26 protein-coding genes, 1 tRNA gene and 1 riboswitch are annotated in these 23,418 nt (G+C 70.8%); of the genes, 11 read left to right on the forward strand and 16 right to left on the reverse strand.

Annotated features, from left to right (window positions below; genetic code table 11):
* Nucleotides 1–8 precede the first annotated feature (8 nt).
* Genes G6G98_RS15595 through idi form a run of 7 tightly spaced genes read right to left on the reverse strand, consistent with a single transcriptional unit; the run spans nt 9 to nt 5,666 of the window.
* Nucleotides 9–899: a prenyltransferase gene (locus tag G6G98_RS15595; protein ID WP_347877971.1), complete on the reverse strand. Its 891-nt coding sequence runs from the start codon at nt 897–899 to the stop codon at nt 9–11.
* Nucleotides 896–1,219 (reverse strand): lycopene cyclase domain-containing protein, encoded by a 324-nt coding sequence (locus tag G6G98_RS15600; RefSeq protein WP_067354788.1) that lies wholly within the window; start codon nt 1,217–1,219, stop codon nt 896–898. The genes G6G98_RS15595 and G6G98_RS15600 overlap by 4 nt, the downstream gene beginning before the upstream one ends.
* Nucleotides 1,216–1,551, reverse strand: coding sequence for a lycopene cyclase domain-containing protein (locus tag G6G98_RS15605; RefSeq protein WP_164234442.1), 336 nt, complete (start codon nt 1,549–1,551; stop codon nt 1,216–1,218). Before G6G98_RS15605 ends, G6G98_RS15600 begins: the two co-directional genes overlap by 4 nt.
* The gene (gene crtI / locus G6G98_RS15610) at nt 1,548–3,140 is read right to left on the reverse strand and encodes a phytoene desaturase family protein (protein WP_067354794.1); all 1,593 of its coding nucleotides are present in this window, start codon (nt 3,138–3,140) and stop codon (nt 1,548–1,550) included. The genes G6G98_RS15605 and crtI overlap by 4 nt, the downstream gene beginning before the upstream one ends.
* Nucleotides 3,137–4,048, reverse strand: coding sequence for a phytoene/squalene synthase family protein (locus G6G98_RS15615; protein ID WP_067354796.1), 912 nt, complete (start codon nt 4,046–4,048; stop codon nt 3,137–3,139). Before G6G98_RS15615 ends, crtI begins: the two co-directional genes overlap by 4 nt.
* Nucleotides 4,045–5,148 carry a polyprenyl synthetase family protein gene (locus G6G98_RS15620; protein WP_067354799.1) on the reverse strand — a complete coding sequence of 368 codons (1,104 nt, stop codon included), beginning with the start codon at nt 5,146–5,148 and terminating at the stop codon, nt 4,045–4,047. The genes G6G98_RS15615 and G6G98_RS15620 overlap by 4 nt, the downstream gene beginning before the upstream one ends.
* A complete protein-coding gene (idi, locus tag G6G98_RS15625; RefSeq protein WP_084788388.1) occupies nt 5,145–5,666 on the reverse strand; it encodes an isopentenyl-diphosphate Delta-isomerase in 522 nt (173 codons plus the stop codon). The genes G6G98_RS15620 and idi overlap by 4 nt, the downstream gene beginning before the upstream one ends.
* Before the next feature lie 75 nt (nt 5,667–5,741).
* Here idi and G6G98_RS15630 point away from each other — a divergent pair, with 75 nt between their 5' ends.
* Entirely contained in the window at nt 5,742–6,386 is a 645-nt protein-coding gene (locus tag G6G98_RS15630) for a MarR family winged helix-turn-helix transcriptional regulator (protein WP_084788375.1), read from the forward strand.
* A 1-nt stretch (nt 6,387) separates the two neighbouring features.
* Here the strand turns inward: G6G98_RS15630 and G6G98_RS15635 are convergent, their stop codons facing one another.
* The 3 genes from G6G98_RS15635 to G6G98_RS15645 all read right to left on the reverse strand — a co-directional run bounded on the left by G6G98_RS15635 (nt 6,388) and on the right by G6G98_RS15645 (nt 8,077).
* Nucleotides 6,388–6,732: a histone-like nucleoid-structuring protein Lsr2 gene (locus G6G98_RS15635; RefSeq protein ID WP_067354809.1), complete on the reverse strand. Its 345-nt coding sequence runs from the start codon at nt 6,730–6,732 to the stop codon at nt 6,388–6,390.
* A gap of 41 nt (nt 6,733–6,773) precedes the next feature.
* A complete protein-coding gene (locus G6G98_RS15640; protein ID WP_067354810.1) occupies nt 6,774–7,100 on the reverse strand; it encodes a DMT family transporter in 327 nt (108 codons plus the stop codon).
* Nucleotides 7,101–7,110: 10 nt separating this feature from the next.
* A riboswitch (guanidine-III (ykkC-III) riboswitch) is annotated at nt 7,111–7,178 on the reverse strand.
* 41 nt (nt 7,179–7,219) lie between these two features.
* Complete coding sequence (locus G6G98_RS15645) at nt 7,220–8,077, reverse strand: LuxR C-terminal-related transcriptional regulator (protein WP_067354813.1); 858 nt, start codon at nt 8,075–8,077, stop codon at nt 7,220–7,222.
* 109 nt (nt 8,078–8,186) lie between these two features.
* Here G6G98_RS15645 and G6G98_RS15650 point away from each other — a divergent pair, with 109 nt between their 5' ends.
* Complete coding sequence (locus G6G98_RS15650; RefSeq protein ID WP_067354816.1) at nt 8,187–8,534, forward strand: DUF485 domain-containing protein; 348 nt, start codon at nt 8,187–8,189, stop codon at nt 8,532–8,534.
* Nucleotides 8,531–10,168: a solute symporter family protein gene (locus G6G98_RS15655; RefSeq protein ID WP_067354819.1), complete on the forward strand. Its 1,638-nt coding sequence runs from the start codon at nt 8,531–8,533 to the stop codon at nt 10,166–10,168. Before G6G98_RS15650 ends, G6G98_RS15655 begins: the two co-directional genes overlap by 4 nt.
* Before the next feature lie 82 nt (nt 10,169–10,250).
* On the opposite strand, the gene G6G98_RS15660 is transcribed toward G6G98_RS15655, so the two are convergent.
* Nucleotides 10,251–10,781 carry a methylated-DNA--[protein]-cysteine S-methyltransferase gene (locus G6G98_RS15660; protein ID WP_067354826.1) on the reverse strand — a complete coding sequence of 177 codons (531 nt, stop codon included), beginning with the start codon at nt 10,779–10,781 and terminating at the stop codon, nt 10,251–10,253.
* Between the two features lie 189 nt (nt 10,782–10,970).
* Between G6G98_RS15660 and G6G98_RS15665 the strand changes: the two genes are divergently transcribed.
* Both G6G98_RS15665 and G6G98_RS15670 read left to right on the forward strand, forming a co-directional pair.
* The gene (locus tag G6G98_RS15665) at nt 10,971–14,690 is read left to right on the forward strand and encodes an AAA family ATPase (RefSeq protein WP_164234443.1); all 3,720 of its coding nucleotides are present in this window, start codon (nt 10,971–10,973) and stop codon (nt 14,688–14,690) included.
* A complete protein-coding gene (locus G6G98_RS15670) occupies nt 14,683–14,880 on the forward strand; it encodes a hypothetical protein (RefSeq protein ID WP_164234444.1) in 198 nt (65 codons plus the stop codon). The genes G6G98_RS15665 and G6G98_RS15670 overlap by 8 nt, the downstream gene beginning before the upstream one ends.
* A gap of 63 nt (nt 14,881–14,943) precedes the next feature.
* On the opposite strand, the gene mscL is transcribed toward G6G98_RS15670, so the two are convergent.
* The 3 genes from mscL to G6G98_RS15685 are packed head-to-tail and all read right to left on the reverse strand — an operon-like array spanning nt 14,944 to nt 16,249.
* On the reverse strand, nt 14,944–15,342 hold the full coding sequence (gene mscL / locus G6G98_RS15675) for a large conductance mechanosensitive channel protein MscL (protein WP_067354842.1): 399 nt from the start codon (nt 15,340–15,342) through the stop codon (nt 14,944–14,946).
* Nucleotides 15,343–15,366: 24 nt separating this feature from the next.
* Nucleotides 15,367–15,639, reverse strand: a complete 273-nt coding sequence (locus tag G6G98_RS15680) for an FmdB family zinc ribbon protein (RefSeq protein WP_067354845.1) — start codon at nt 15,637–15,639, stop codon at nt 15,367–15,369.
* Between the two features lie 13 nt (nt 15,640–15,652).
* Nucleotides 15,653–16,249, reverse strand: coding sequence for a 5-formyltetrahydrofolate cyclo-ligase (locus G6G98_RS15685; RefSeq protein ID WP_067354848.1), 597 nt, complete (start codon nt 16,247–16,249; stop codon nt 15,653–15,655).
* A 42-nt stretch (nt 16,250–16,291) separates the two neighbouring features.
* Between G6G98_RS15685 and galU the strand changes: the two genes are divergently transcribed.
* The 5 genes from galU to G6G98_RS15710 all read left to right on the forward strand — a co-directional run bounded on the left by galU (nt 16,292) and on the right by G6G98_RS15710 (nt 20,613).
* Nucleotides 16,292–17,179, forward strand: a complete 888-nt coding sequence (galU, locus tag G6G98_RS15690; RefSeq protein ID WP_067354850.1) for a UTP--glucose-1-phosphate uridylyltransferase GalU — start codon at nt 16,292–16,294, stop codon at nt 17,177–17,179.
* A 45-nt stretch (nt 17,180–17,224) separates the two neighbouring features.
* Nucleotides 17,225–17,836, forward strand: coding sequence for a GNAT family N-acetyltransferase (locus G6G98_RS15695; protein ID WP_067354855.1), 612 nt, complete (start codon nt 17,225–17,227; stop codon nt 17,834–17,836).
* A 76-nt stretch (nt 17,837–17,912) separates the two neighbouring features.
* Nucleotides 17,913–18,764: a hypothetical protein gene (locus G6G98_RS15700; RefSeq protein ID WP_067354858.1), complete on the forward strand. Its 852-nt coding sequence runs from the start codon at nt 17,913–17,915 to the stop codon at nt 18,762–18,764.
* A gap of 51 nt (nt 18,765–18,815) precedes the next feature.
* Nucleotides 18,816–18,888: transfer RNA gene (locus G6G98_RS15705), tRNA-Ala, on the forward strand.
* A 291-nt stretch (nt 18,889–19,179) separates the two neighbouring features.
* Nucleotides 19,180–20,613: an APC family permease gene (locus G6G98_RS15710; protein ID WP_067354860.1), complete on the forward strand. Its 1,434-nt coding sequence runs from the start codon at nt 19,180–19,182 to the stop codon at nt 20,611–20,613.
* A 7-nt stretch (nt 20,614–20,620) separates the two neighbouring features.
* Here the strand turns inward: G6G98_RS15710 and G6G98_RS15715 are convergent, their stop codons facing one another.
* Entirely contained in the window at nt 20,621–21,406 is a 786-nt protein-coding gene (locus tag G6G98_RS15715; RefSeq protein ID WP_208321514.1) for a class I SAM-dependent methyltransferase, read from the reverse strand.
* A gap of 117 nt (nt 21,407–21,523) precedes the next feature.
* On the opposite strand from G6G98_RS15715, the gene G6G98_RS17085 reads away from it, so the two are divergent.
* Nucleotides 21,524–22,606 carry a helix-turn-helix transcriptional regulator gene (locus G6G98_RS17085; RefSeq protein WP_208321515.1) on the forward strand — a complete coding sequence of 361 codons (1,083 nt, stop codon included), beginning with the start codon at nt 21,524–21,526 and terminating at the stop codon, nt 22,604–22,606.
* Between the two features lie 13 nt (nt 22,607–22,619).
* Here G6G98_RS17085 and G6G98_RS15725 read toward each other — a convergent pair whose 3' ends face one another.
* Nucleotides 22,620–23,408, reverse strand: a complete 789-nt coding sequence (locus tag G6G98_RS15725) for an IclR family transcriptional regulator (RefSeq protein ID WP_243842148.1) — start codon at nt 23,406–23,408, stop codon at nt 22,620–22,622.
* Nucleotides 23,409–23,418 lie beyond the last annotated feature (10 nt).

Genomic DNA, 23,418 nt, shown 5'->3' on the forward strand with positions numbered 1-23,418 from the left:
GGAGGGGATCAGGAGAACCAGGCGAGGATGAGGATCATCGTCGCGAGGAAGCCGGACAGGTAGTTCAGGGCGATGAACCGGCGCCATGCCCTGTTGGTGTCGGCGGCATCCTCGTCCGCGACGTCGCGCCACGGCGCCGCATTGACGATGTAGGGGAGCGCGAGCACGGCGCCGAGCATCCCGGGCCATCCGGTGGCGAGCATCGCGAGTCCTGCCACCGTCCACAGTCCGAGGGCGAGACGCACCGTGGCGCGGGCGCCGATGACCGTGGCGATCGAGGCGATCCCGGCGGACCGGTCCGGCCCGACGTCCTGCACGGCCCCGAAGGCATGCGCCGCGGCTCCCCAGAGGAAGAAGGCGATGAGGACGATCACGACGGCCGGGGCCGGCTCCGAGCCTGCCAGGGTGAGGCCGACCACGGCGGGGGAGACGAAATGGATGCTGGAGGTGGCGGAGTCCAGGAACGGCCGCTCCTTGAAGCGCAGGCCGGGGGCGGAGTACGCGATCACCGCGCCGATGCTGACGGCCAGGGCGATCGTGGATGCCGTGTTCCCGGTCGCGACCATCCAGACGAGGAACGGGAGGTTGGTCAGTGCCGCAGCGCCGATCGTGATGCGGTGGAGCCGGGGCGGCAGGAGCGCTCCCTCGATTCCGCCCTTGCGCGGGTTGGCGAGGTCCGAGGAGTAGTCGAAGACGTCGTTGATCCCGTACATGGCGAGGTTGTAGGGCACGAGGAAGTAGAGGACACCGACCACGGCGGTCGCGTCCAGCTCCCTCGTCGACAGGAGGTACGCGGCGCCGAACGGGAAGGCGGTGTTGATCCAGCTGACCGGGCGGGAGGAGAGCATCAGCAGCCCCGCGTCCCGCACGAGCGAGGAAGCTCGCGACGGCGCGCTCAAGAGGGGTCTCCTTCCGGCTTCCGCCGCCCGCGCAGCCGGGACCAGACGGCGGGCAGGAGGAGTGCTCCTGCGAGCGGGTACGCGAGGTCCTCGATCGGAGCGAGACCGATCCGCACGCCGAGCAGGTGCTGCTCCTCGTAGTGGAAGAGCCCGGCCGCGATCATCAGGTTGTCGAAGACGGCCGTCAGAGCCAGGAGCACGAGAGCCGTAGCGACGACGGCTCCACCGCGCGGGCGTTCTCGGGCGGGCGCCCAGAGCACGGTCGCAGCGACGGCGGCCCCGCCGGCGAACCAGAGGGCGAGCATCGGATAGGCGGTCATGCCTGCCCTCCTCGCGATCCGCTGCCGAGGACCCGAGCGGCACCCGTGTAGGCGACCATGGTGCACTGGACGAGGAAGAGCAGGAACACGGGTTCCTCGATGGGAAACTCAGGGGCGAGCACCAGCCCGGTGGCGATCGCCGACTCCCCCCGGAGGAAGACCCCGGCCGCGATCCCCGCGACGTCCCAGGCGAGGAAGAACGCCAGCCCGATCGCGGTGACGACGAGCGCCGCCGCGGGATCGCGCCAGAAGAACAGCCGGAAGCGGCGGTCCAGCAGCAGCAGGCAGCCGGAGCCGATCAGTAGCAGGCCGAGATGCACGAACCCGGTCATCGCGCCTGCGCCTTCCGACCGGCAGGGCGCGGAGCGAGCGGTCCGGCCGAGTGGTCTCCGCGCAGGCGCTTCAGGACCAGCTCCGCGCTGATCAGGCACATCGGCACGCCGACACCGGGCGACGTCGTTCCGCCCGCGTAGTACAGGCCCCGCACGCGCCGCGACGCGTTCCCGGCCCGGAACATGGCGCTCTGCCCCAGCGTGTGCGCCGGTCCCAGCATCCCGCCGCGCCAGGAGCGGAGGTCGTCGCGGAAGTCCGCCGGCCCGCGCGTCTCGCGCACCACGATCCGGTCGCGGAGATCGGGGATCCCCGCCCACGCGCTGACGAGGTCGATGGCGGCGTCCGCGGCGCGCTCGACCGCGGGGGAGCCCGCACCGTCCGCTCCGCCGTGACCGATCGCGGGATCCGCCGGCACGGGCACCAGCGCGAAGAGGTTCTCGAAGCCGGACGGCGCGACGTCACGGTCCGAGGCGCTCGGCCGGCACACGTACGCCGAGGCGGGGTCCGGCACGGAAGGGCGGGGACCGAAGATCGCGTCGAAGTTCGCGTCCCAGTCCTCGGTGAAGAACAGCGAGTGGTGCGGCAGCTGGGGCAGCGCCCCGCGCACGCCGAGCATGACGAGCACCCCGCCGGGTCCGCTCGTGCGCCGCCGCCACCACCGCTCCGGGTAGGTGCGCAGGGACGCCGGCAGCAGCTCCGTCTCGGTGTGGTGCAGGTCGGCGGCCGACACGACCGCGTCAGCCTCCTCGCGATGCCGCAAGCCGTCCGCATCCACCCACTCGACGCCGGCGGCCCTGGTGCGGCCGTGCGCGTGGTCCGTGAGGATGGCGGTGACCTCGGCGCCGGTGCGGATCTCGGCCCCGGCACCCGTCGCGAGCGCCCCGATGCGCTCGATGACGCGATGGAATCCGCCCTGCGGGTAGAGCACGCCCTCGTCGAGGTCGAGTGCGCTCATGAGGTGGTACATCGCCGGTGCGGTGCGCGGATCGGTTCCCAGGAACACGGCCGGGTATCCGAGGATCTGCCGCAGCACCGGATGCCGGAAACGGCGCCCGGCGTACGACCGGAGCCGCGAGAGGAGGAGCGGCACGAGATCCGGTGCGGCGCGGAGGACGTCGGGGTGGCGGAGCCAGGAGAGGCGCGTGTACGGGTTGTACAGGAAGTGCTGCATCGCCAGGGCGGAGGCGCGGCCGGCGGAGTCGAGGTAGGCCTGCAGGGCGGCGCCCGCCCCGGGTTCCAGGGACTCGAACAGCCGTGATGCCGCGGCGCGACCGGGGCGCACGTCCACGGTGTTCGGGGCGTCCCGGCGAGGCGGCGTGAAGACCCGGTACCCGGGATCCAGGGGAACGAGCTCGAGCTGTTCGGCGCTCGTCGTTCCCATCATGGCGAAGAAGTGCTCGAAGACCTGCGGCATCAGGTACCACGACGGTCCGGTGTCGAAGCGGAACCCGCCCCGCTCGAGACTGCCCGCTCTGCCTCCGATCGCTCCGGCGCGCTCGAGGACGAGGACCTCATGCCCGTCGCGTGCGAGCAGGCCTGCCGTGGCGAGACCTGCGACGCCGGCGCCGATCACCACGATGCGGCTCATGACGGCCGCCCCGCGGTCGCGAGCACGGCGCGCAGCGCGAGGGCCGCCTTGAGCGTGTCCGGCACGCGCACGCGTTCGCGACAGAGCGCCTCAGCGGGCGTGCGCTCCACCCGGCGGGTGAGTGCTTCGAACAGATCGTGCGCGGTTCTCACGGCGGCTCGGCAGTCCCGCGGGAGCAGGGGGATCGTGCGGCGGGCGTCGGCCAGCTGGCCGCGGACCGTCTCCACCCAGGCGTCGCGTCCGGAGTCGGTGAGGCGTCCGGCGCCGCCCAGATAGTCGCGGTGCAGCCGTTCCGTGTCGTCGGTCAGGTCGCGCAGGAAGTTCACGTTCTGGAAGGCCGCGCCGAGCTGCCGGGCGCCGTGCTCCATGGATGCCAGATCGGCCGGTCCCGGCCGCTCCGCCCGCAGGAACACGCGCAGGCACATCAGGCCGACGACCTCCGCCGAGCCGAAGACGTACCGCCGATGCTGCTCGGCGTCGTAGCTCTTCAGATGCCGAGGCTCCTCCGCGCCGTCGAGATCCGCGGCCATCGAGTCGAAGAACGGCTGTGTCAGGGTCTCGTCGATGCCTGCCTCACGGGCTGTTCGCGCGAACGCATGCAGCACGATGTTGCTGCTGTACCCCTGACTCATCGCGCGGTGCGTGTCATCGACGTAGCCGGCGAGAGCCTCCGACTGCGCCTGAGGGTCGAGCCCGGCCGCGGCGGCCACCCCGTCGACGATCTCGTCCGCGACCCGCACCATCGCGTAGATGTTGCGCACGTGCTGCCGATGACGTGCACCGAGCAGACGGGTCGCGAGTCCGAAGGAGGTGGAGTAGGCGCGGATGACGTCCGCGGATGCCGCCTCCGCGGTTCGGGTGAATCGTGCGAGGGCGTCATCGGCGATCGCCGGCGCCGTGCCGGTCATGACCTGCGTCCTTCGAGACGTGCGAGCAGCGTCCGCACGGCGTCCAGAGCGGCGCCAGGCATGCGGCCGGACCGCTCCGCTTCCGTCGCCATGGCCGTGGCGGCGGCGAACTCCTCGTCGACGAGCCGGCGGACGAACCGTTCGGCCCCGCACTCCCGCAGGAGCTCGCGCATCTCCCCGCCCTCGTCCGGCCCGAGATCCGGAGCGCCGAACCGGGTGGCGATGCGCGGCCACGCGCTTGTCATCCGGGCGAACGCGATGATCGCCGTCTGCTTGCCTTCGCGGAGGTCGGAGAAGGGGTCCTTGCCATGTTCGGAGTGCTCGCCGAACGCCGAGAGGAGGTCGTCCTGGAGCTGATAGGCGAGGCCGACGCGTCGGCCGATCGCGCCGAGGGTCGTCTCCGTCGCCTTCGAGGCTCCGGAGAGGATCGCGGCGCAGCGCAGCGGAAGCTCGAACGAGTACGTCGCCGTCTTGCGGGCGGTCGTCGCCAGGATCGCCGGGAGATCCGGCGGGATCATCCCGTCGGCGAGCCCCACGTCGCCGTGCTCTCCCGCGACCGTCTCCGTCACGGTGTGATCGACGAGGGCGAGCAGACGGGTGCGGGCCCCGGCGGGGAGATCGGCGCGGGCGAAGCCGAGGAGGGCCGAGGAGAGGAGGAGATCTCCCATGAGCAGAGCGCTGCTGCGCGCCCAGTGCAGCTCCCGCCCGCGCTCGTCGACGTGGCCGGCCGCGGCGGAGCCGATCCCGCTCAGGACGCCGATGAGGTTCGCCGTCCCGCGTCGGCGCAGATCGCCGTCGATGACGTCGTCGTGGAGCAGGAAGGCGAAGTGGAGCTGCTCGACCAGGGCGGCGACCTGGAGCACCCCCGGATCGGGGGCATCCTCTGCGCCGCGCTGCGCGAGGCCGGCGTGGGTCTCGACGAGGAGGAGCGGCCGCAGCAGCTTGCCGCCTGCCGCGTGCTCGGCGGCGAGCTGCCAGAGGCGGGTGAACTCGGGGCCGTAGGCGTGCTCCGACGGGGTCCGCTCGGCGAGCTGACGACGCAGCGTCTGCGAGACCCTCGCGCGCACGTCGGCGGTGACGTCGAGCACGGGGGCGCTCATGCCGCGCCGATCGCCCGCAGCAGCGGAAGCTGCTCTCGGAGCCACGGGCTGAAGGCGAACGGCGCCGCGGCGAGTGCCGTGCTGAGATCAGAAGGAGTGGTCCACGCCCACTCGAGGACCTCGCCCGGGGCGGGGGCGATGTCGCCGTCGATCTGCGCCACGTGGACAGGGCACAGTTCGTTCTCGACGACGCCGCTTGCGTCGGTCGCACGGTACCGGTAGTCGGGCAGCAGGCATTCGATCTTCCGGAGACGGCCGCCGAGCTCCGAGAGCGCGTGCCTGCGGACGGCATCGACGATCGGCTCGCCGGGACGCGGATGCCCGCAGAAGCTGTTGGTCCAGACACCGGGCCAGGTGCGCTTTCCGAGCGAGCGCCTGGTCACCAGCATCCGCCCGTCATCGTCGAAGACGTGGCAGGAGAACGCGAGGTGCAGAGGGGTCGCGGAGGAGTGGACCAGATCCTTGCGCATCGACCCGATCGGCGAACCGTCCGCGGCCAGGAGCGTCACATCGTCGATCACCAGGACTCCTCTAATAGTTAGCTTAGCTAATAGTCAACTTAGCATGAAGTAATTGGTGTGTAGCATGATCGCATGGATACCGGACCCGACGCCACCCCCTTCCGCGAGGTCGCGTCGGATTCGTCCAGCGCGGAGGAGCGTCGTTCCCCCGACGGGCTCACCCACTCGGCGATCTACGACGTCGACGCGAGCGATCCCCGGAGCACGCTGATAGACCGCACCGGAGTGGAGCCGGAGGCGCTGCGGCAGATCGCCGTGCTGATGGGCGCGCTCGGCGACCTGCGTGACGCGGAGCAGAGGCTCTCGCTGGCGTCGCGTCGCTACATGCGGCTCAACGAGACCGACATGCGCGCACTGCACTACCTGATCGTCTGCGCGAACAGGGGTCTCATCGCGACCCCGTCAGGCATCGCCGGCCATCTGGGTATCTCGACGGCGTCGACGACCAAGCTGCTGGACAGGCTGGAGAAGGGCGGGCACATCCGGCGCGCGCCGCACCCCACCGATCGGCGCGCGCTCGCGATCTCCATCACCGCGGAGACGCGCCAGGCCGCCATGGAGACGGTGGGGCGTCAGCAGGCGAAGAGGTTCTACGCAGCCGCCCGGCTCTCCGCGGATGAGCGCGACGTGGTGATCCGCTTCCTCACGGACATGACCCAGGAGATCACGCTGCGTGACGAGCCCTGGGCGCAGGAGGGCGCCGAGGCGCCCGAGTGAATCAGTGCGCGGCGTTGTACGCCTCGACGACGGGAGCGGGGATGCGCCCGCGCTCCGACAGCGTGTAGCCGTTGTCGTTGGCCCAGGCGCGGATCGCCGCGACCTCGGGATTGCGCCCTGGGCGCTTACGCGGGGCGCTCGCTCGGACGGCGCCTGCCGAGCCGGCGCGCCGACCCGCCGAGATGTAGGGCTCGAATGCCTTGCGCATTTCCTCCGCGTGCTCGGCATTCAGGTCGATCTCGTAGGAGGTGCCATTCAGCGAGAAATGCACAGTCTCGCCTTCGCCGACTTCCAGGACGCTGCCATCGATATCGTCGACCAGCTGGTGCACAATTCTTCTCGCCATGGAATTGACAATAGTGCCGCGGCGGAATTGCGACAAGGCGGCTATTCGTGACCGGGGTCGATGAGCTTGAGTCCGACGATGCAGCCCACGAGACCCATGAGGAGCAGGATGCGCGGCCAGGAGATCTCACTGTCGCCGGTGATCATCGCCCACGCGACGGTCAGCGCCGCACCGATACCCACCCACACCGCGTACGCGGTTCCCGTCGCGATCTCGCGCATCGCGAAGGCGAGGCCGAGCATGGACAGCACCAGCCCGCCGACGAAGATGACGCTCGGCCAGAGCTTGGTGAGGCCCTCGGACTTGCCGAGCGCTGTCGCCCACACTGCCTCGAGCACTCCGGAGATGATCAGGATGACCCACGACATGACGGTCCTCTCGGACCAGTCTTTGCGCTCACCGGGTACTGGCCTGCCTCGTCCGGGGCCGGGGTATGCCGGCCGCTCCCGATGCTAGCGGATGCGGCTGGGCACCGCCTGGGCAGGGGTCAGGGGAGCAGCCCCAGCCGCCGTGCCTTCGTGACCGCGGCATGCCGGGTCGACGCGTCGAGCTTGGACATCGCCGTGCCGAGGTACGCCTTCACGGTGCCCTCGCGCAGTCCGAGCTGCGCCGCGATCTCGGAGTTCGTCGCGCCGAGCGCCGCGCACGCGAGCACGTCGGTCTCCCGGGGGGAGAGGTGCACGGTGGGCACGGGGCCGGTCATCGCCGCCGGAGTGTCGCCGGCGAGCGACACCAGGCGGCTCTCCACCTGCGCGATGCGGGCGCGCAGGTCGGCATCGTCGATGGATGCGGCGATGCTGCGCAGCTCGGCGAAGCTCTCTCGCAGCTCCTCGCGCTGCTGCGGCGCCACGGCATCCGCCGCCGGGGAGGCGGCGCGCAGCCGGCGGGCGACCTCGTCGCGGATGCGGAGTTCGTCTGCGACCGACTGCGCGACCTGCATGGCGGGGGCCGTCGTGACCCCGCCGACCGGAGTCTCCTCCCAGGCGCCCGCGTAGAGCACGCCGCGCGGTCGCCCGCCGACCACGATCGGCAGGGCGAGCAGCGTGCGCAGGCCCTCGCCGAGCACGAACACGTCGTAGTCGTGGGTGATCTGCTGCGAGGACCCGTAGTCACTGGTCATCCGCGGGCGCAGCTCCATCATCGCCCTGCCGCCGAGGCCGCGCTCCGGACGCACGCGCAGGCCGTCCAGGCGATGCGTGCGGTTGCCGACGATGCTCGTGACGTTGACGACGCCCTCTTCGATGAGGCCGCCGAAGGTCACAGGGAAGCGGGTGCGCTGGGCCAGCTCGCGCACCGCATGGGCGACGAGCTCGGTCTCGGGCTCCATCCCGGCCGGTGTGCTCACGACTACCTACTTTCGGGGGTGACGGCACCGTTCCCCGTTTCGTAGCGTCGACCCTACCACTCGCCCGGCGACCCCGGGGAGGACAGCAGACATGCGGCAAGGAGGCCCCATGAGCGAACACAATCCCGCCCGGACGACGGAGGCGATCGACTACATCGCCGTCGAGGAATCCGCTCGATTCCGCACACTGAAACGCACGCAGCGGTCATTCATCTTCCCGCTCGCCGCTTTCTTCCTCATCTGGTATTTCGTGTATGTCCTGCTCGCCGCATTCGCGACGGATTTCATGTCGCAGCGCGTGTGGGGGGATATCACAATCGGACTGCTCCTCGGGCTCGGGCAATTCGTCACGACGTTCGCGATCACGATGGGATATGTGTCATTCGCGAACCGGAAGCTCGATCCGATCGCGACCGAGATCCGCGAAGAACTCGAGAAGGCGCAGGGACAGGCATGAGCATCGTGCACACGGCGACGGATCCCGTCGCCATCGAGAGCAACCCCATCCTCAACATCTCGATCTTCGGCGCATTCGTGGCGGTGACGCTGTTCATCGTGATCCGCGCCAGCCGAAACAACAAGACCGCGGCCGACTACTACGCGGCTGGGCGCTCCTTCACCGGCCCGCAGAACGGCTTCGCGATCGCGGGCGACTACCTGTCAGCGGCGTCCTTCCTCGGGATCTGCGGCGCGATCGCGATCAACGGCTACGACGGCTTCCTCTACTCGATCGGCTTCCTGGTGGCCTGGCTGGTCGCGCTCCTGCTGGTCGCCGAGCTCATGCGCAACACCGGCAAGTTCACGATGGCCGATGTGCTGTCGTTCCGGCTCAAGCAGCGCCCGGTGCGGATGGCTGCGGCGATCACCACCCTCGCCGTCTGCTTCTTCTACCTGCTCGCCCAGATGGCCGGGGCCGGCGGCCTGGTGTCCCTGCTCCTGGGCATCGAGGGGCGGATCGGGCAGTCGGTCGTCATCGCGGTGGTCGGCGTGCTGATGATCGTCTACGTGCTCATCGGCGGCATGAAGGGCACCACCTGGGTGCAGATCGTCAAGGCGTTCCTGCTCATCGGCGGCGCCATCGCGATGACGCTGTGGGTGCTGGCGATCAACGGCTTCAGCCTGAACACGCTGCTCGGGGCCGCCGTCGCGAACTCCGACAAGGGCGATGCGATCCTCGGCCCCGGACTGCAGTACGGCGCGAATCCCTGGGACTTCCTGTCGCTGGGCATGGCTCTGGTCCTCGGCACCGCGGGCCTGCCGCACGTGCTGATGCGGTTCTACACGGTGCCCACCGCCAAGGAGGCGCGGCGTTCGGTCGTCTGGGCCATCTGGCTGATCGGCGGGTTCTACCTGCTGACCCTGGTGCTCGGCTACGGCGCCGGCGCTCTCGTGGGTGCCGACGTCATCGCCGCCGCTCCCGGAGGACCGAACTCGGCAGCGCCGCTGCTCGCGCTCTACCTGGGCGGGCCGGTCCTCCTCGGCTTCATCTCCGCGGTCGCATTCGCGACGATTCTCGCGGTGGTGGCGGGCCTCACGATCACGGCGGCCGCGTCGTTCGCGCATGACATCTATGCCAACGTCATCCAGAAGGGCCGTCGGGACGCCGCGGGCGAGCCGGTCGCGGCCGACCCGAACGGGGAGGTGCGGGTCGCGCGTCGCACGGTGATCGTGATCGGCATCCTGGCGATCGTCGGCGGTATCGGCGCGCAGGGGCAGAACATCGCCTTCCTCGTGGCCCTCGCCTTCGCGGTGGCGGCATCCGCCAACCTGCCGACGATCCTGTACTCGCTGTTCTGGCGCCGGTTCAACACGCAGGGCGCGGTCTGGAGCATGTACGGCGGCCTCGGCGCGGCGATCGTCCTGATCGTCCTGTCGCCCGTGTTCTCCGGCTCTCCGACGTCGATGATCCCGGGGATCGACATCGCGGTCTGGCCGCTGAACAACCCGGGCATCGTGTCGATACCGCTCGGGTTCCTGCTCGGCTGGCTGGGCACGATCACCAGCAGTCAGCAGGAGTCTCCGCAGCTCGCGGCCGAGATGGAGGTGCGCTCGCTGACCGGCTTCGGCGCGGAGAAGGCGGTCGAGCACTGACCGGCAGAGCCTGATCGGCTGAGCCCTCGCGGCTGAGTCACGGGGACCCCGGCGGCCTACTCGCCGGGGTCCCCGCCTTCTGTCAGCCGGTTCGCCGCCGGCCCTGCGACTCGAGGTCGAGCAGGAACCTCTTGCGCTCCGGATGCGCGCCGTAGTGTCCCGGCGTCCCGTCGGAGCGCACCACCCGGTGCACCGGGACGATGATCGAGAACGGGGTGAGCCGGCACGCCGTGCCGACAGCCCTCGCGGCACCGGGGTGGCCCGCGAGCACGGCGACCTCGCCGTAGCTGAGCGTCTCGCCCCATCCGATCGTCGCGATCGTCTGCAGTGCGGTCCGCGCGAACCCTTCGGCGAGGCGCCAGTCCAGGGTCACATGCTCGTCGAAGCGCACCGGCACGCCCTCGAAGTAGTCGTCGAGCAGATGCGCGAGTTCGTCGGCCGCCCCGGGGTCGGGCTCCGGCACGCTGTGCAGCCGGCGGGCCACGCCCTCCAGAAGCCAGGGAACAGACGGATCCTCGGATTCGGAGAGATCGAACCGCACGATCCCCTCGTCCGAGAACACCGCGAGCGCATCGCCGAAGGGGGTCGGAGCGAAGTCGTAGCGGAAGGTCATGGCTCCATCCTGACGGGTGGAGCCGGCGCCGGGAGGCGGCGAGCACGCGTTCGGGGGAGAGGCCGGCGTCGTCCGGTCCTGTGCAGGAGGAGTCGCGGGAGACGTTCGAAGGCTGTTCAGGGGCGGAAATCCGGTGAAACCCGCCCGGGATACCGGCACGAACGCCGCCGCGCGCCTAGTGTGTGAAGTGTGTGGCGACGTGATGGCAAGGCTGCGGATGATGCGGCGACGGACGCCGCAGTGACCCTCGGCGAGCTGCACGAGTCCGGCACCGGGGTCGATGTCGCCCACGCGGCCGAAGCCGAGCGCACCCGCCTCCGCGCGGAGGCCGCCGATCTCGGCGGGGCGTCGCCGCTGATCACGTTCCGCGACACGGTCGAGTCGGGCATCGACATCTCCAAGGCCCACCCCGGCAGCCTTCCGCAGTTCATCACCGGGAAGTCGACCCTCCTGTCGAACCTCTTCCGCGACGAGGTCGGGCTGCGCACCGCGCGCCTGGCCGCGGAGCGGATCACCGCGAAGAACACCGAGCTGCGCACGGTCCGCGGCATCGAGGCCGTGCACCTCGCCGTCGGCGTCGCCGGATGGCGTATCGGGGGAGCGGACTTCGCCGCTCCCGTGCTGCTGCGCCCGCTCGCGATCCGCCGTCACCACTCCGATTTCGAGCTGAAGCTCCAGGGGGTCTTCGAGGTCAACCCCGAACTGGTGCGGATCGCCCGCGAGCACTTCGGCCTCGTCATCGACGCGGCCGGGCTCGCCGCCCTCGCCTACGACGGGGGCATCTTCAAGCCGCAGCCGGTGATCGACAGCCTGCGCGCGACGACGCGCTCCATCGACACGTTCTCTGTGCAGCCGCGCCTGGTCGTCTCGACGTTCGCCGACGTGGGCGGGGCGATGGCGCGCGACGGCCGCAACCTCGATCACCTGGTCCTGAACGCGCTCGCCGGTCACGTCGGCGACAGGGAGCAGGTCTCCGCCAGGCGCCCGGAGCCGCACCACACCGGACCGGACGACCGCGCCCCGGCATCCGACAACCTGCTGCTGGACGCGGATGCCGAGCAGGAGGCGGTGCTCGCCCGGATCGCGGCCGGTCATTCGCTGACCGTCGCGACGCTGCCCGGAACCGGGGGCACGCAGACCGCGATCAACGCGCTCGGCGAGCTGGTCCGGGCGGGCAAGCGCGTGCTCGTGGTGTCGGCTCGGCGCTCGACGCTCGACGGGGTGCGCCATCGGCTCACCGGCATCGGGCTCGACAGCCTCGCCGTCTCCCCGGCGACGACCCGGCGCGACCTCGTCAGGGCGATCGGGCGCAACGAGAAGGCGACCGCGCCGAAGGTGAGCGACGTCGACGACGCGCTGGTGCGACTGCGCGCCGTGCTCCGCGACTACCGTCAGGCGCTCACCTCCCCGGTCGCGGGCACCGGCGCCTCCGTCCTCGACGCCACGCGCCATCTGACCAGGCTCGCCTCCGCCCCGAACCCGCCGTCGACCACGGCGCGCCTGAGCGCCGAGACGCTGCGCCGCCTCTCCGGGGACCGGTCGGGCGCGGCGGAGATGATGGCGCACGCCGCGCGGCTCGGCGAGTTCCGCTTCGGCCCCGACGACTCCCCGTGGTACGGGGTCACCTTCTCCAGCACCGAGGCGGCGAAGGCCGCGCACGGCCTCGCCGCTCGGCTGCACTCGACCAGCGTCCCTGCCCTGCTCGAGCGCGGATACGCGCTGATCGCGCAGACCCACATGCGTCCGTTCGCGACGATCCACGAGCTGGGCGAGTACCTCCGGCTCCTGCAGGGCATCCGCGACTCCCTCGACCGCTTCAGCCCGACGGTGTTCGAGCGCCCTCTCGGCGAGCTCATCCAGGCGCACGGCTCACGCCGGGACTCCCCGGGGATGTCCGGGGCGAACCGCCGTCGGCTCCGGCGGCTCGCGAAGGAGTACGTCCGCCCGGGTGTGCACGTGAGCGAGATGCACGAGGCCCTGCTGCGCATCCAGGCGCAGCGGACGCAGTGGCAGCGCTGCGTCGATGCGGGGGTCGCCCCGGAGATCCCGCTCGGTCTGGCCGACGTGTACGTCGCCTGGCAGCGGGTGGAGGCCGAGCTCGCCAAGCTGGATGCCGCGCTGGGCCGTCGTGAGCCGCTGGCTTCCCTCCCCGTCGCACGTCTGGTGCGGACGCTCGCCGGTCTCGCGGCGAAGTCCGATGTGTTCGACAATCTCGTCGAGCGCGCTGAGCTGCGCGACCGCCTGGCCGAGCTCGGGCTGGAGCCGCTGCTCGCCGAGCTCTCCGTCCGCCACGTCTCCGAGGCGCAGGTCGGGGACGAGCTGGAGTTCGCCTGGTGGCAGTCGCTCCTGGAGCGCGCTCTGCAGGACAACCGTGCGCTGCTCGGGGCCAACACGGCCGTCGTCGACCGGCTCGAGCGCGACTTCCGTCTCGTCGACGAGGCGCACGCCGCGATGGCAGGGCCGCTGCTCGCCTGGCAGCTCGCGAACCAGTGGCGCATCGCGATCGTGGACGAGCCGACCGAGGCCCGGCATCTGCGCAGCGCCCTCAAGCAGGCGACGGCGACCACTGCGGAGATCGTGGCCGCCGCACCCGCTCTCGTGAACGTGCTGGCGCCGGTGTGGATCTCGTCGCCCTATCTCGTCCCGGATATCCCGGACTCCGTCGAGTTCGACACCGTTCTCCTGGTGGATGCCGCGGCCATCAACCTGGCTGAGGCGGCGCCGGCGATCCGTCGCGCGCGGCAGGTCGTCGCCTTCGGAGATCCGGTCACCCAGCGCCCCACCCCGTTCCACGTCGCCGTCGATCCCGCCGACGACTGGGAGCCCGAGGTGCCGTTCGATCCGGTCTCCGTCTTCGAGCGCCTCTCGGAGCTGCTCCCGGTGATGACCCTGACCCGGAGCTATCGCGCGGGCGGGGAGGATCTCGCCGAGCTCATCAACGACGCGTTCTACGGCGGGGAGATCGTCTCCCTCCCGTGGGCAGGCTCCTATCTGGGTCGAGGCAGCCTCACCGTCGACTACGTCGAGGGCGGCGTGGGCACGCCGGATCCCGTGTCGGGGGCGGTGGAGAGCCCGGAGGCGGAGGTTGCCAGGGTCGTCACCCTCGTCGTCGAGCACGCCGTGCACCGGCCCGACGAGTCGCTCATGGTGGTGACGGCCAGCGCCCGCCATGCCGAGCGCGTGCGCGCTGCGGTCACATCGGCGTTCGCCGGGCGCTCCGACGTCGCGGACTTCGTCGGCCGCGACACGGCGGAGCCCTTCGCCGTGCTCACCCTCGAGGAGTCTGTCGCGGAGAGCCGCGATCGTGTGATCTTCTCCCTCGGCTTCGGTCTCACCAAGCACGGCCGGGTGCTCAGCGACTTCGGCGACCTGTCGACCCCGGACGGCGAGCGGCTGCTCACCGTCGGCATGACCAGGGCCCGCCGCTCGATGGTGATCGTGTCGTCGATCCGGCCGTCGGCATTCGACGACGGTCGCCTCGAATACGGGGCCGCCACGCTCATGTCGATCCTCGGCGGTCTCGCGGCGCGTGCTCGCGACGCCCGGCTGGAGGACCTCGCCGATCCGCTGACCCTCGCGCTCGCCAGGGAGCTCCGTCGCCTCGGCGCCTCCGTCGACGTCGACTACCGCGGTCTGCTCCCGCTGGTGGCCCAGCACGACGGCAAGGCCGTGGTCATCGAGTCCGATCCGGAGTCCCGAGGGGAGTCGCTGCGCGAGACGCTGCGCCTGCGACCGCACGTCCTGCGCCGCCTGGGCTGGCATTACGTGCGCGTGCACGCCTTCGACCTCTACAGCGACCCGGCGACCGCCGCCACGAGGATCGCCGCAGTCCTGGGGATCTCTCCGTCCGCACCGCGGGCAGAGGAGGACACGCAGCCGATCGACATCGTCGACCCCGGCGATGCGTGAGGACGAGCCGCGCCAGCGCGTCGTCCGGGTTCCCGGATCCCGCCGGGCGCGGCTGACCCCGGTGCCCGGAACCGACACGGAGCCGGAGGCCGCCGTCCCCGGCGCTGAGGAGGCTCCGTCCGCGCCGGCATCCGGTCCGAAGGGGCCGAACGACGATCGCCTGCGGCAGGACGTCCCTCCGCACTACTGACGTGCGCGCAGAGAAGCCCGGCACCTCCGATGAGGGACCGGGCTTCTCGGCTGGCGGATGCCGTCAGGCGCTGCGCTGATTCGCGAGCAGGTCGCGGATCTCGGCGAGCAGCTCGGTCTCGGTGGCCGCGGCGGGCTCCTCCTCCGGAGTGCCCTTCTTCGCCTCGGCGCGCTCCTTGAACTTGTTCATCGGGAACACGAACACGAAGTACACGACAGCCGCGACAGCCAGGAAGTTGATGATCGCGGCGATGATGGCGCCGAAGCCGAAGCTGGCATCGCCCACGGTCAGCACCAGTGCCTTGTCGAGGCTCTCGGCCTTGAACAGAAGCCCGATGAGCGGGTTGATGAGCTGCTCGACGATGACGTTGACGATCGCGGTGAACGCGGCGCCGATGACGACCGCGACTGCCAGATCGATGACATTGCCGCGGAGAATGAACTCCTTGAACCCCTTGATCACGGGTACCCCCAATAGGTCAGGACCTCAGGTCGAGGCCGGAGACGCCGCGGGAGCCTTTTTGGCGCTCGTCGACGCATCCGACTTCGATGATGCCGAAGCATCCTTCGACCCGCCGTTTTTCGCCCGCGAGTCGGTGCGATAGAAGCCGGATCCGTTGAAGGTGACGCCGATGGAGCCGTACTGCTTGCGCAGCGCTCCACCGCACTCGGGGCAGGTGGTCAGCGCATCCTCGGAGAAGCTCTGGACGGCGTCGAACTGGTGGCCGCACGACGTGCAGGCGTAGGCATAGGTGGGCATGGCGTTCCTCGGTTCAGCGTCGCGTCGGCGACAGGAGCAGTGTCTGCGTCGGGGTCACGACGCCGGTCACCGGCTGGTCGTGCACCTCCCGGGGCAGGGAGTCGAGAATCTCGGAATCATAGACGACGGCATAGACGGGCGGGCACTTCTCCATGGAGCCGAGCGTCTTGTCGAAGTAGCCGCGCCCCCAGCCCATCCGCATCCCGGTGCGATCCACGGCCGCGGCGGGGATGATCATCAGGTCGACGTCGTTCACGGCCATCGGGCTGAGCACCTCGCCGGTCGGCTCGGGGAGGCCGAACATGCCCTCGATCACGTCGTCGCCGTCGCCGGCGACCGCCCAGTCGAGCAGGCCGTCAGCACGGGTGATCGGGAGGAGCACGCGGATGCCGCGGCGCACGGCACGGTCCACGAATCCCCTCGTGCCCGGCTCGGTGGTGGTGGAGAGGAAGCAGGAGATGGAGCGAGCACCCGTGGCGTCGACCAGTTCGTCGAGCCGGGCCGCGATGGCGTTCGCCGCGGCCTCCCGCTGCGCCTCGGAGAGCAGGGCCCGCCGTTCGCGGAGTTCCGCGCGGAGGGCGCGCTTGGCGTGCTCTACGTCATTCGACATGGCTCCGAGTTTACGGGGGACCGCCACGGGTAGGCTGAGAGGATGAGCGACCACAAGATCAAGGCTGTCATTCCCGCAGCGGGGCTGGGTACGCGATTCCTGCCCGCGACGAAGGCGATGCCGAAGGAGATGCTCCCCGTCGTCGACAAGCCCGCCATCCAGTACGTGGTCGAGGAGGCGGTGGCGGCGGGCATCGACGACATCCTGGTGATCATCGGGCGCAACAAGAACGCCATCTCGAATCATTTCGACTCCGTGCCGGAGCTCGAGGTGAAGCTCTCGGAGAAGGGCGACACCGGCCGCCTCGCCCGTGTGGTCCAGTCGAGCGATCTCGCCGACATCCACTTCGTCCGTCAGGGAGAGCCGAAGGGACTCGGCCACGCCGTGCTGCGCGCGCGCACGCACGTCGGGGACAGCTCCTTCGCCGTGCTGCTCGGCGACGACCTCATCGACGACCGCGACCCGCTGCTGACCGACATGATCGCCGAGCATGAGCGCACCGGCGCCGCCGTGATCGCCCTCATGGAGGTCGATCCGTCCAGCATCCACATGTACGGAGCCGCCGCCGTCGAGCCGATCGAGGGCTCGGACGCCGTGCGGGTGACCGGGCTCGTCGAGAAGCCGGCGCAGGAGGACGCCCCGTCCAACCTCGCCGTCATCGGCCGCTATGTGCTGCCGGCATCCGTCTTCGAGATCCTCGAGCGCACGGAGCCCGGCAAGGGCGGCGAGATCCAGCTGACCGACGCGCTGCAGGAGCTGGCCGCAGCGCCCGACGGCCCCGGCGTCGTCGGCGTCGTCTTCGGCGGCCGTCGATACGACACCGGCGACCGCGTGGACTACATCAAGGCGATCGTGCAACTCGCCTCCGACCGGGAGGATCTCGGCGCCGAGCTCCGTCCCTGGCTCAAGGAGTTCGCGGCTCGGCTGTAGCCTGCGGACGCGTGACGGGGTCTGCGGATGGAGACGGGAGCGGGGATGCGACACGGGCCGGTCGAACTGCGCCTCGTGCGCACGCGGGACGCCCGCGCTCTGCAGCATGAGCTGCTGACCAACCGGGCCTGGCTCCAGCGCTGGGAGGCGACGGTCCCGCACGGGGCCGTCTCCTTCGACATGCGCCTGAGCATCAAGCGCCTGCTGCAGCAGTACCGCGACGGCGCCGGGTACCCGTTCGTCATGGAGTACGACGGGGAGATCGCCGGGCAGCTCAACGTCTGGGGCGTGGCCCGCGGCTCGCTGTGCTCGGCGACCATCGGCTACTGGGTGAGCGAGCGGTTCGCCGGCAGGGGGATCACACCGACGGCCGTCGCGATGGCGACGGACGCGTGCTTCGTCGAGTACGGGCTGCACCGCATGGAGATCTGCATCCGTCCGGAGAACGCCGCGAGCCTGCGCGTCGTGCAGAAGCTCGGCTTCCGGTACGAGGGCCTGCGGCGCCGGTTCATCCACATCGACGGCGACTGGCGCGACCACTATGCCTTCGCCCTCACGACGGAGGACGTGCCGCAGGGGGTGCTCGCACGCTGGCTGAGCGGTCAGGTACCGCCCGACGCAGCGACCATCCCGCCCGCCGACCGGCTCGCGATCTGAACCGGGAAGCACCGGGCGCCGCGACACGCGACCCGTCGTCCCCGGCCGTGCCCCGTGTTCCCTTACCGTTGTCGGTATGGATGGGCCGGTTCTGAGCGGGGGAGTGATCGTCCTCGTCGCCGTGCTCCTGTGGATGCTCTATCTGCTGCCGTCCTGGCGCGGGCGCTTCCAGTACAACGCGGCCGAGCGGAACGCCGTGCGCCTGAATCAGGCGCTGCGGGTGCTCGCGGAGACCAGTGAGACGCCGGGAGAGGTGCGCCTCGAGCTGAACGCCCGCACCGCGCTCGCCCAGCAGAAGCTGGCGAAGAAGGTGCAGTCCGAGAAGGAGGCGGCTGAGCTGGCCAGGCTCCGTGCCGAGCTCGCCGCGACGCGGGCGGACCCGGTCGTGCGTCAGGCGCGTGCCCGGCGACGGGTGCGGATCGCCGCGACCGGCATCCTCGTCGTCGGACTGGCTCTCGCGGGGCTCGGGGTCTGGCAGCTCATCGCAGCCGGGACGCAGACCCTGATCTGGGTCGGCGGCGCTGCGGTGCTGCTCGCAGGCGCGACCCTCCAGCGGATGGCGTCCGTGGCGGCGCGCGCCATGCGCCGACCGGTCATGAGGGAGGCACCGGCCGCGCCGCGCGTCGCCCCCGAACTCCACGACCAGGGGAGCGCCACCTGGACGCCGAGGCCTCTGCCGGAACCGCTCGTCTCGATGGCCGGCTCGCGGGCGCAGACCGCGTTCGCCGAGAGGGACGCGCAGGAGCAGCTTCGCAAGGCTGCACGCCTCGCCGAGCTCCGGGCTCGCGCCGAGAGGATGGCACCGCCGGAGCCGGTGCAGCTGCCCGCCCCCGCCGCCTCGACCCCCTACGCCAAGATGGGCTTCGTCGACGACGCCGAGATCGAGGCGCACGTGCGCGAGCTCCTCGCCCGCCGCGCCGCCGGGTGACCGGCGCGGCGCGAGCTGCCTCTCCGGCGTGATAACGTAGTTGAGGTTCAAGGGCCTATGGCGCAGTTGGTAGCGCGCCTCGTTCGCATCGAGGAGGTCAGGGGTTCGAATCCCCTTAGGTCCACCGAAAGAGAAGAGCCCCCGAGCGAAGCCCGGGGGCTCTTCTCGTGGGTCCTCCGTCGCTGTTCACGAGCCCGCGCGAATCCGCCCGGCGGGATCCGCACGTCCCTGTGCGCCCGGTCTCCGCGGATGCCGAGGACGGTCGGCCACGCCAGCAGCAGCACGTTGAACAGACAGCACCGGTGTATACAGACCGGCGAAAAATGATGAACATCTGTCCAATACGGCACGTGCGGCGGCGGCCCGGAGGCAGTAGGGTCGCAGTCTCCCGTCACTTCCACCCTGAGGATCAACGATGACTCCAGGCTCTGCCTCTGCCCACCCGACCCTTCGACGTTCGCTCGGCCTCTGGGCCATCGTCGGTCTCGGACTCGGCTACATGACGCCGATGACCGTGTTCGACACCTTCGGCTACGTGTCAGAGGCCTCCGGCGGTGTCGTGCCGCTCGCCTACGTCTTCGCGCTCGTCGTGATGCTGTTCACCGCGATCAGCTACGGCCGGATGACCCGGGTCTACCCGTCGGCCGGATCCGCGTACACCTACGCGTCCGAGACGATCCACCCGAACGTCGGCTTCCTGGTCGGCTGGACGGCGCTGCTGGACTACCTGCTGCTCCCGCTCGTGAACGCGCTGCTCGTCCGGCAGTACCTCGAGTCGTTCTTCCCTGACGTGCCGAGCTGGATCTGGGTGGTCGTCTATGTCGCCGCCATCACCCTGCTGAACCTGTGGAGCATCTCCTCGACCTCGAAGGTCAACGCCACTCTGCTCATCTTCCAGATCGTGCTCATCGGGGTGTTCATCGTGCTCGCCTGGTCCGCTCTCACGCAGGGAGCGGGCAACGGCACGCCGTTCAGCCTCGCGCCGTTCTGGCAGACCAGCGTGCAGGTCATGGCGGTCGTCGGCGCGGCCACCATCGTGTGCTTCTCGTTCATCGGCTTCGACGCGATCACGATGTACACGGAGGAGGCCAGGGACACGCACGTCGTGCCGAAGGCGATCGTCCTGGCCCTGCTGCTCGGCGGCGCCATCTTCTTCGTCGCCGCCTGGTTCACCCAGTCGCTGTTCCCCGTCGACGCCGGCTTCGAGGGCACGGCCCTGCCGGAGATCGCGAACTCGGTCGGCGGGATCGTCTTCCAGATCTTCTTCGTGTCGGCGGCCGTCGCCGCGGCGGTCGCATCCAGCCTCGCCTCGCACGCGAGCGTGTCGCGCATGCTCTACGTGATGGGCCGCAACGGCACGGGTCCGGTCGGGCGCCTCTTCTCCTTCGTGCACCCGACCTTCCGCACGCCGTCTGTGGCCGTCATCTTCGTCGGAATCGTGTCGCTGGGAGCCGCGTTCGCAGACCTCGACTTCATCTTCTCGCTGATCAACTTCGGCGCGCTGATCGCGTTCACCGTCGTGAACGTGACCGTCATCGTCCACTTCGCCGTGCGTCGCCGGGAGGTCAGGAGCGCGGGCGACATCATCCGCAACATCGTGCTCCCGGTCATCGGCGTCGCGCTCACGCTCCTGCTCTGGGTGAACCTCGCGACGGACGCGATGACGTACGGCGCCATCTGGCTGGTGGCCGGCGTCGTCGTGCTGCTGGCGCTGACGCGGTTCTTCCGCCGCAACCTCCGGATGTCGTTCGAGGAGGACGCGGTGATCTCCGAGGGTGAGGAGGGGGCCGCGGCTGTGCTCGACCCCGCTGATCACCGCGCCGGAGAGCCCACGCACCGCGGTTCCTGAGAATCGGCTACGCGGTGGGGTGGGCCGGCACCCGCCCCACCGCGAACCATGCGACGGCGGACAGCTCGAACGGAGCCGAGGGATCGTCGAAGCCCGCCGCCACGGCATCCCGGACCCGATCCCGCTCTGCGTCGGAGAGACGGCTGACGTACTGGCCGATGGGACCGACGCCGGCGGTGTAGCCGGACCAGAGGTCGTCGAGATCGCGATAGCCCGCGATCGCCTCGATCTCCCCGGAGCGGATGCCGACGAGGCCCGCGCCGGAGAGAAGGCCTTCGAGCTCGCCCTCCCTCGCGCCGACGAGAGAGCGGTCGGCCGGCGCAGCGTCGATCGCCGCACGGGCCGCCGCCCAGAACCGGCCGAGCGCCTGCATCCGCCGCACGTCCCAGAAGCACAGGGCGACCACGCAGCCGGTGCGGGTGACCCTCGTCATCTCCTCAACGCCTCGCCGGGGATCGGTCATGAACCCCACGACGAGAGACGCCAGCGTCGTGTCGAAGCGATGCGCGGGGTACGGGAGGTCCTCGGCGGTTCCCTCGACGACGCGCGCTCCGGGCACCCGCTCGCGGCACGCCGCGACGAACGGCGCGGAAGGGTCGATCGCATCGACGCGGCCGGCACCGACCCGTGCGGCGAGTTCCGCCGTGAGGCCCCCAGGGCCGCATCCGACGTCCAGGACGTCCTGCCCGGCACTCACGCCCGCGGCGTCCGCGAAAGCCGGCGCCAGGGTGGGCAGGAAGCGGCCCATCAGCAGCTCGTACCCGCCGGCGGCGTGGAACATCGTCGTGCTCATGATCGAACCCTCTCTCGGTCCTCGTCCGGTCCGACCAGGGTCGCGCGTCCCGGTGCGGCGCGCATCGGTGATTCTGCCCATCTGCGGATGCCGGCAGGCAGGTGCCAGGATGTGCCTATGCCCGCATTCTTCGGAGGACCGGACTGGCCGGCGCTCGACGCCGCGCTCAACCGGTTCGACTTCCCGGCTGCCGCGCAGGTCGCGGAGGCCGAAACCGCCGTGGCACCGGAGGAGCGGCTGCTCGCGCAGGGCGTCTGCCTGGCGTTCACCGAGCGGACGGATGCGGCGGAGAAGGCGCTGACCGACAGCTACCTGCGTCTCGCCGAGCAGAAGGAACCGCGCGCGGCGGTCGCTGCGACGTTCCTCGGGCGCCTGCAGTTCTTCGCGTTCGATCGGGTGCACGTCGCCAACGGCTGGTTCGCGCGCGCCCGCTCGGCAGCGGCCGGCGGCGGCGGAGCGGTCGAACGCGCGCTGGCCGCCTTCCCGCTCCCGGCCTGCTTCCTCCCCGATGGCGGCGAGCGCGAGGCGGAGGGGATCGCCGCGCTGGCGGACGTCCGGCAGGCCGGCAGCCTCGACCTCGAGGCGAAGCTGCTCGCCGATCTCGGCACGACCCGGGTGGGCCGCGGACGGGTCGAGGAGGGCATGACCGGCCTCGACGAGTCCATGGCGATGATCGTGAGCGGCCAGGCCAGGAGCGCCCTGACCTCGGTCGAGGTCGTCTGCGATCTGGCGACCGCCTGCGAGCGCACCGGCGACCTCGAGCGCACCCGCCAGTGGCTCGCCCAAGCGGAGACGCAGCTCGGGATGGGGCACTGGGCCGGACCCGGCTTCCTGTATGCCCACTGCCAGGCGTCTCTCGGTGCACTGCTCGCAGGTCTCGGCCGCTGGGACGAGGCGGATGCCGCACTCCGGCTCGCCGCAGCGCGCGCGTCGTCCCCCCACAGCGTCGCTCGGGTGGCCAGGATCACGGAGGAGGTTCGGCGGAGCGCACCCCGCGCGGGCGACCCCCTCGCCGTGCTGACGCCGCGGGAGCGCGAGGTGCTCGCGCTGCTGCGCGACGGGTTGACGAATGCCGAGATGGCCGCCCGACTGCACAACTCGGTGCGCACGATCGATCACCACGTGAGCGCCATCCTCGGCAAGCTCTGCCTGCGCAGCCGCACCGAGGCCGCCGTCCTGGCCGCGAGCCTCGACGGCTGAGCGACGATCCCGCTCAGCGCTTCAGGCGAGACTCCAGCACCGCTGCGGTCTCGCGCACCGCGTCGGCGAGCCGGACCTCGTCGAGCGCGTCGTCCGCCCACGTCACGGCGACCGCGGCCACGGGCCAGCCCGCGTGGTCGCGGACGGCCGCGCCGACGCTGCGCAGCCCGTCGGCGATCTCGCTGTCCTCGATCGCGTAGCCGCGGGCGCGGACCTCGCGCAGCAGCTCCCGCAGCTCGCTCGGCTTCCGCGGCCCGAGGCCGGTGCGGTCGGGGAAGGCGGAAGCGGAGGGGTAGAGGGCCCTGACCTGCTCGCGGGGGAGGGCGGCGAGCATCGCGCGCCCGGACGCGGTCAGATGCGCGGGCAGGCGCACGCCGACGTCGGTCACGAGGGCCGGGCGCCGCGGGGCGCGCTCCTCGACGATGTACAGCACGTCGCCGCCGCTCATCACGGCGAGATGGGCGCTCTCACCCAGGCGGTCGGAGAGCGCGGCGACCAGGGGTCGGCCGAGGCGGGCGAGGGGCTGCTGGCGGGCGTAGCCGCCGGCGAGCTCGAAGGCCGAGGTGCCGAGCCCCCAGCGGCGCTCCTCCTTCAGGTGGAGGACGAAGCCGTGCACCGACAGCGTGGTGAGGAGGTGGTACACGGTGGAGCGCGGCAGCGAGAGCTCCCGCGCGATCGCCGAGGCCGCGACGGGCGCCGGGCGCCCCGCCAGGTACCGGAGGATGCGCAGCGTGTTCTCGGCGGCGGGGACCTGACCGGTGCTCGCGGCCGCCGCATCCGCAATGTCTGGGATCACAGACAAAGGTTGCCAT

This window comes from Microbacterium hydrocarbonoxydans, assembly GCF_011752045.1.
Taxonomy (GTDB): domain Bacteria; phylum Actinomycetota; class Actinomycetes; order Actinomycetales; family Microbacteriaceae; genus Microbacterium.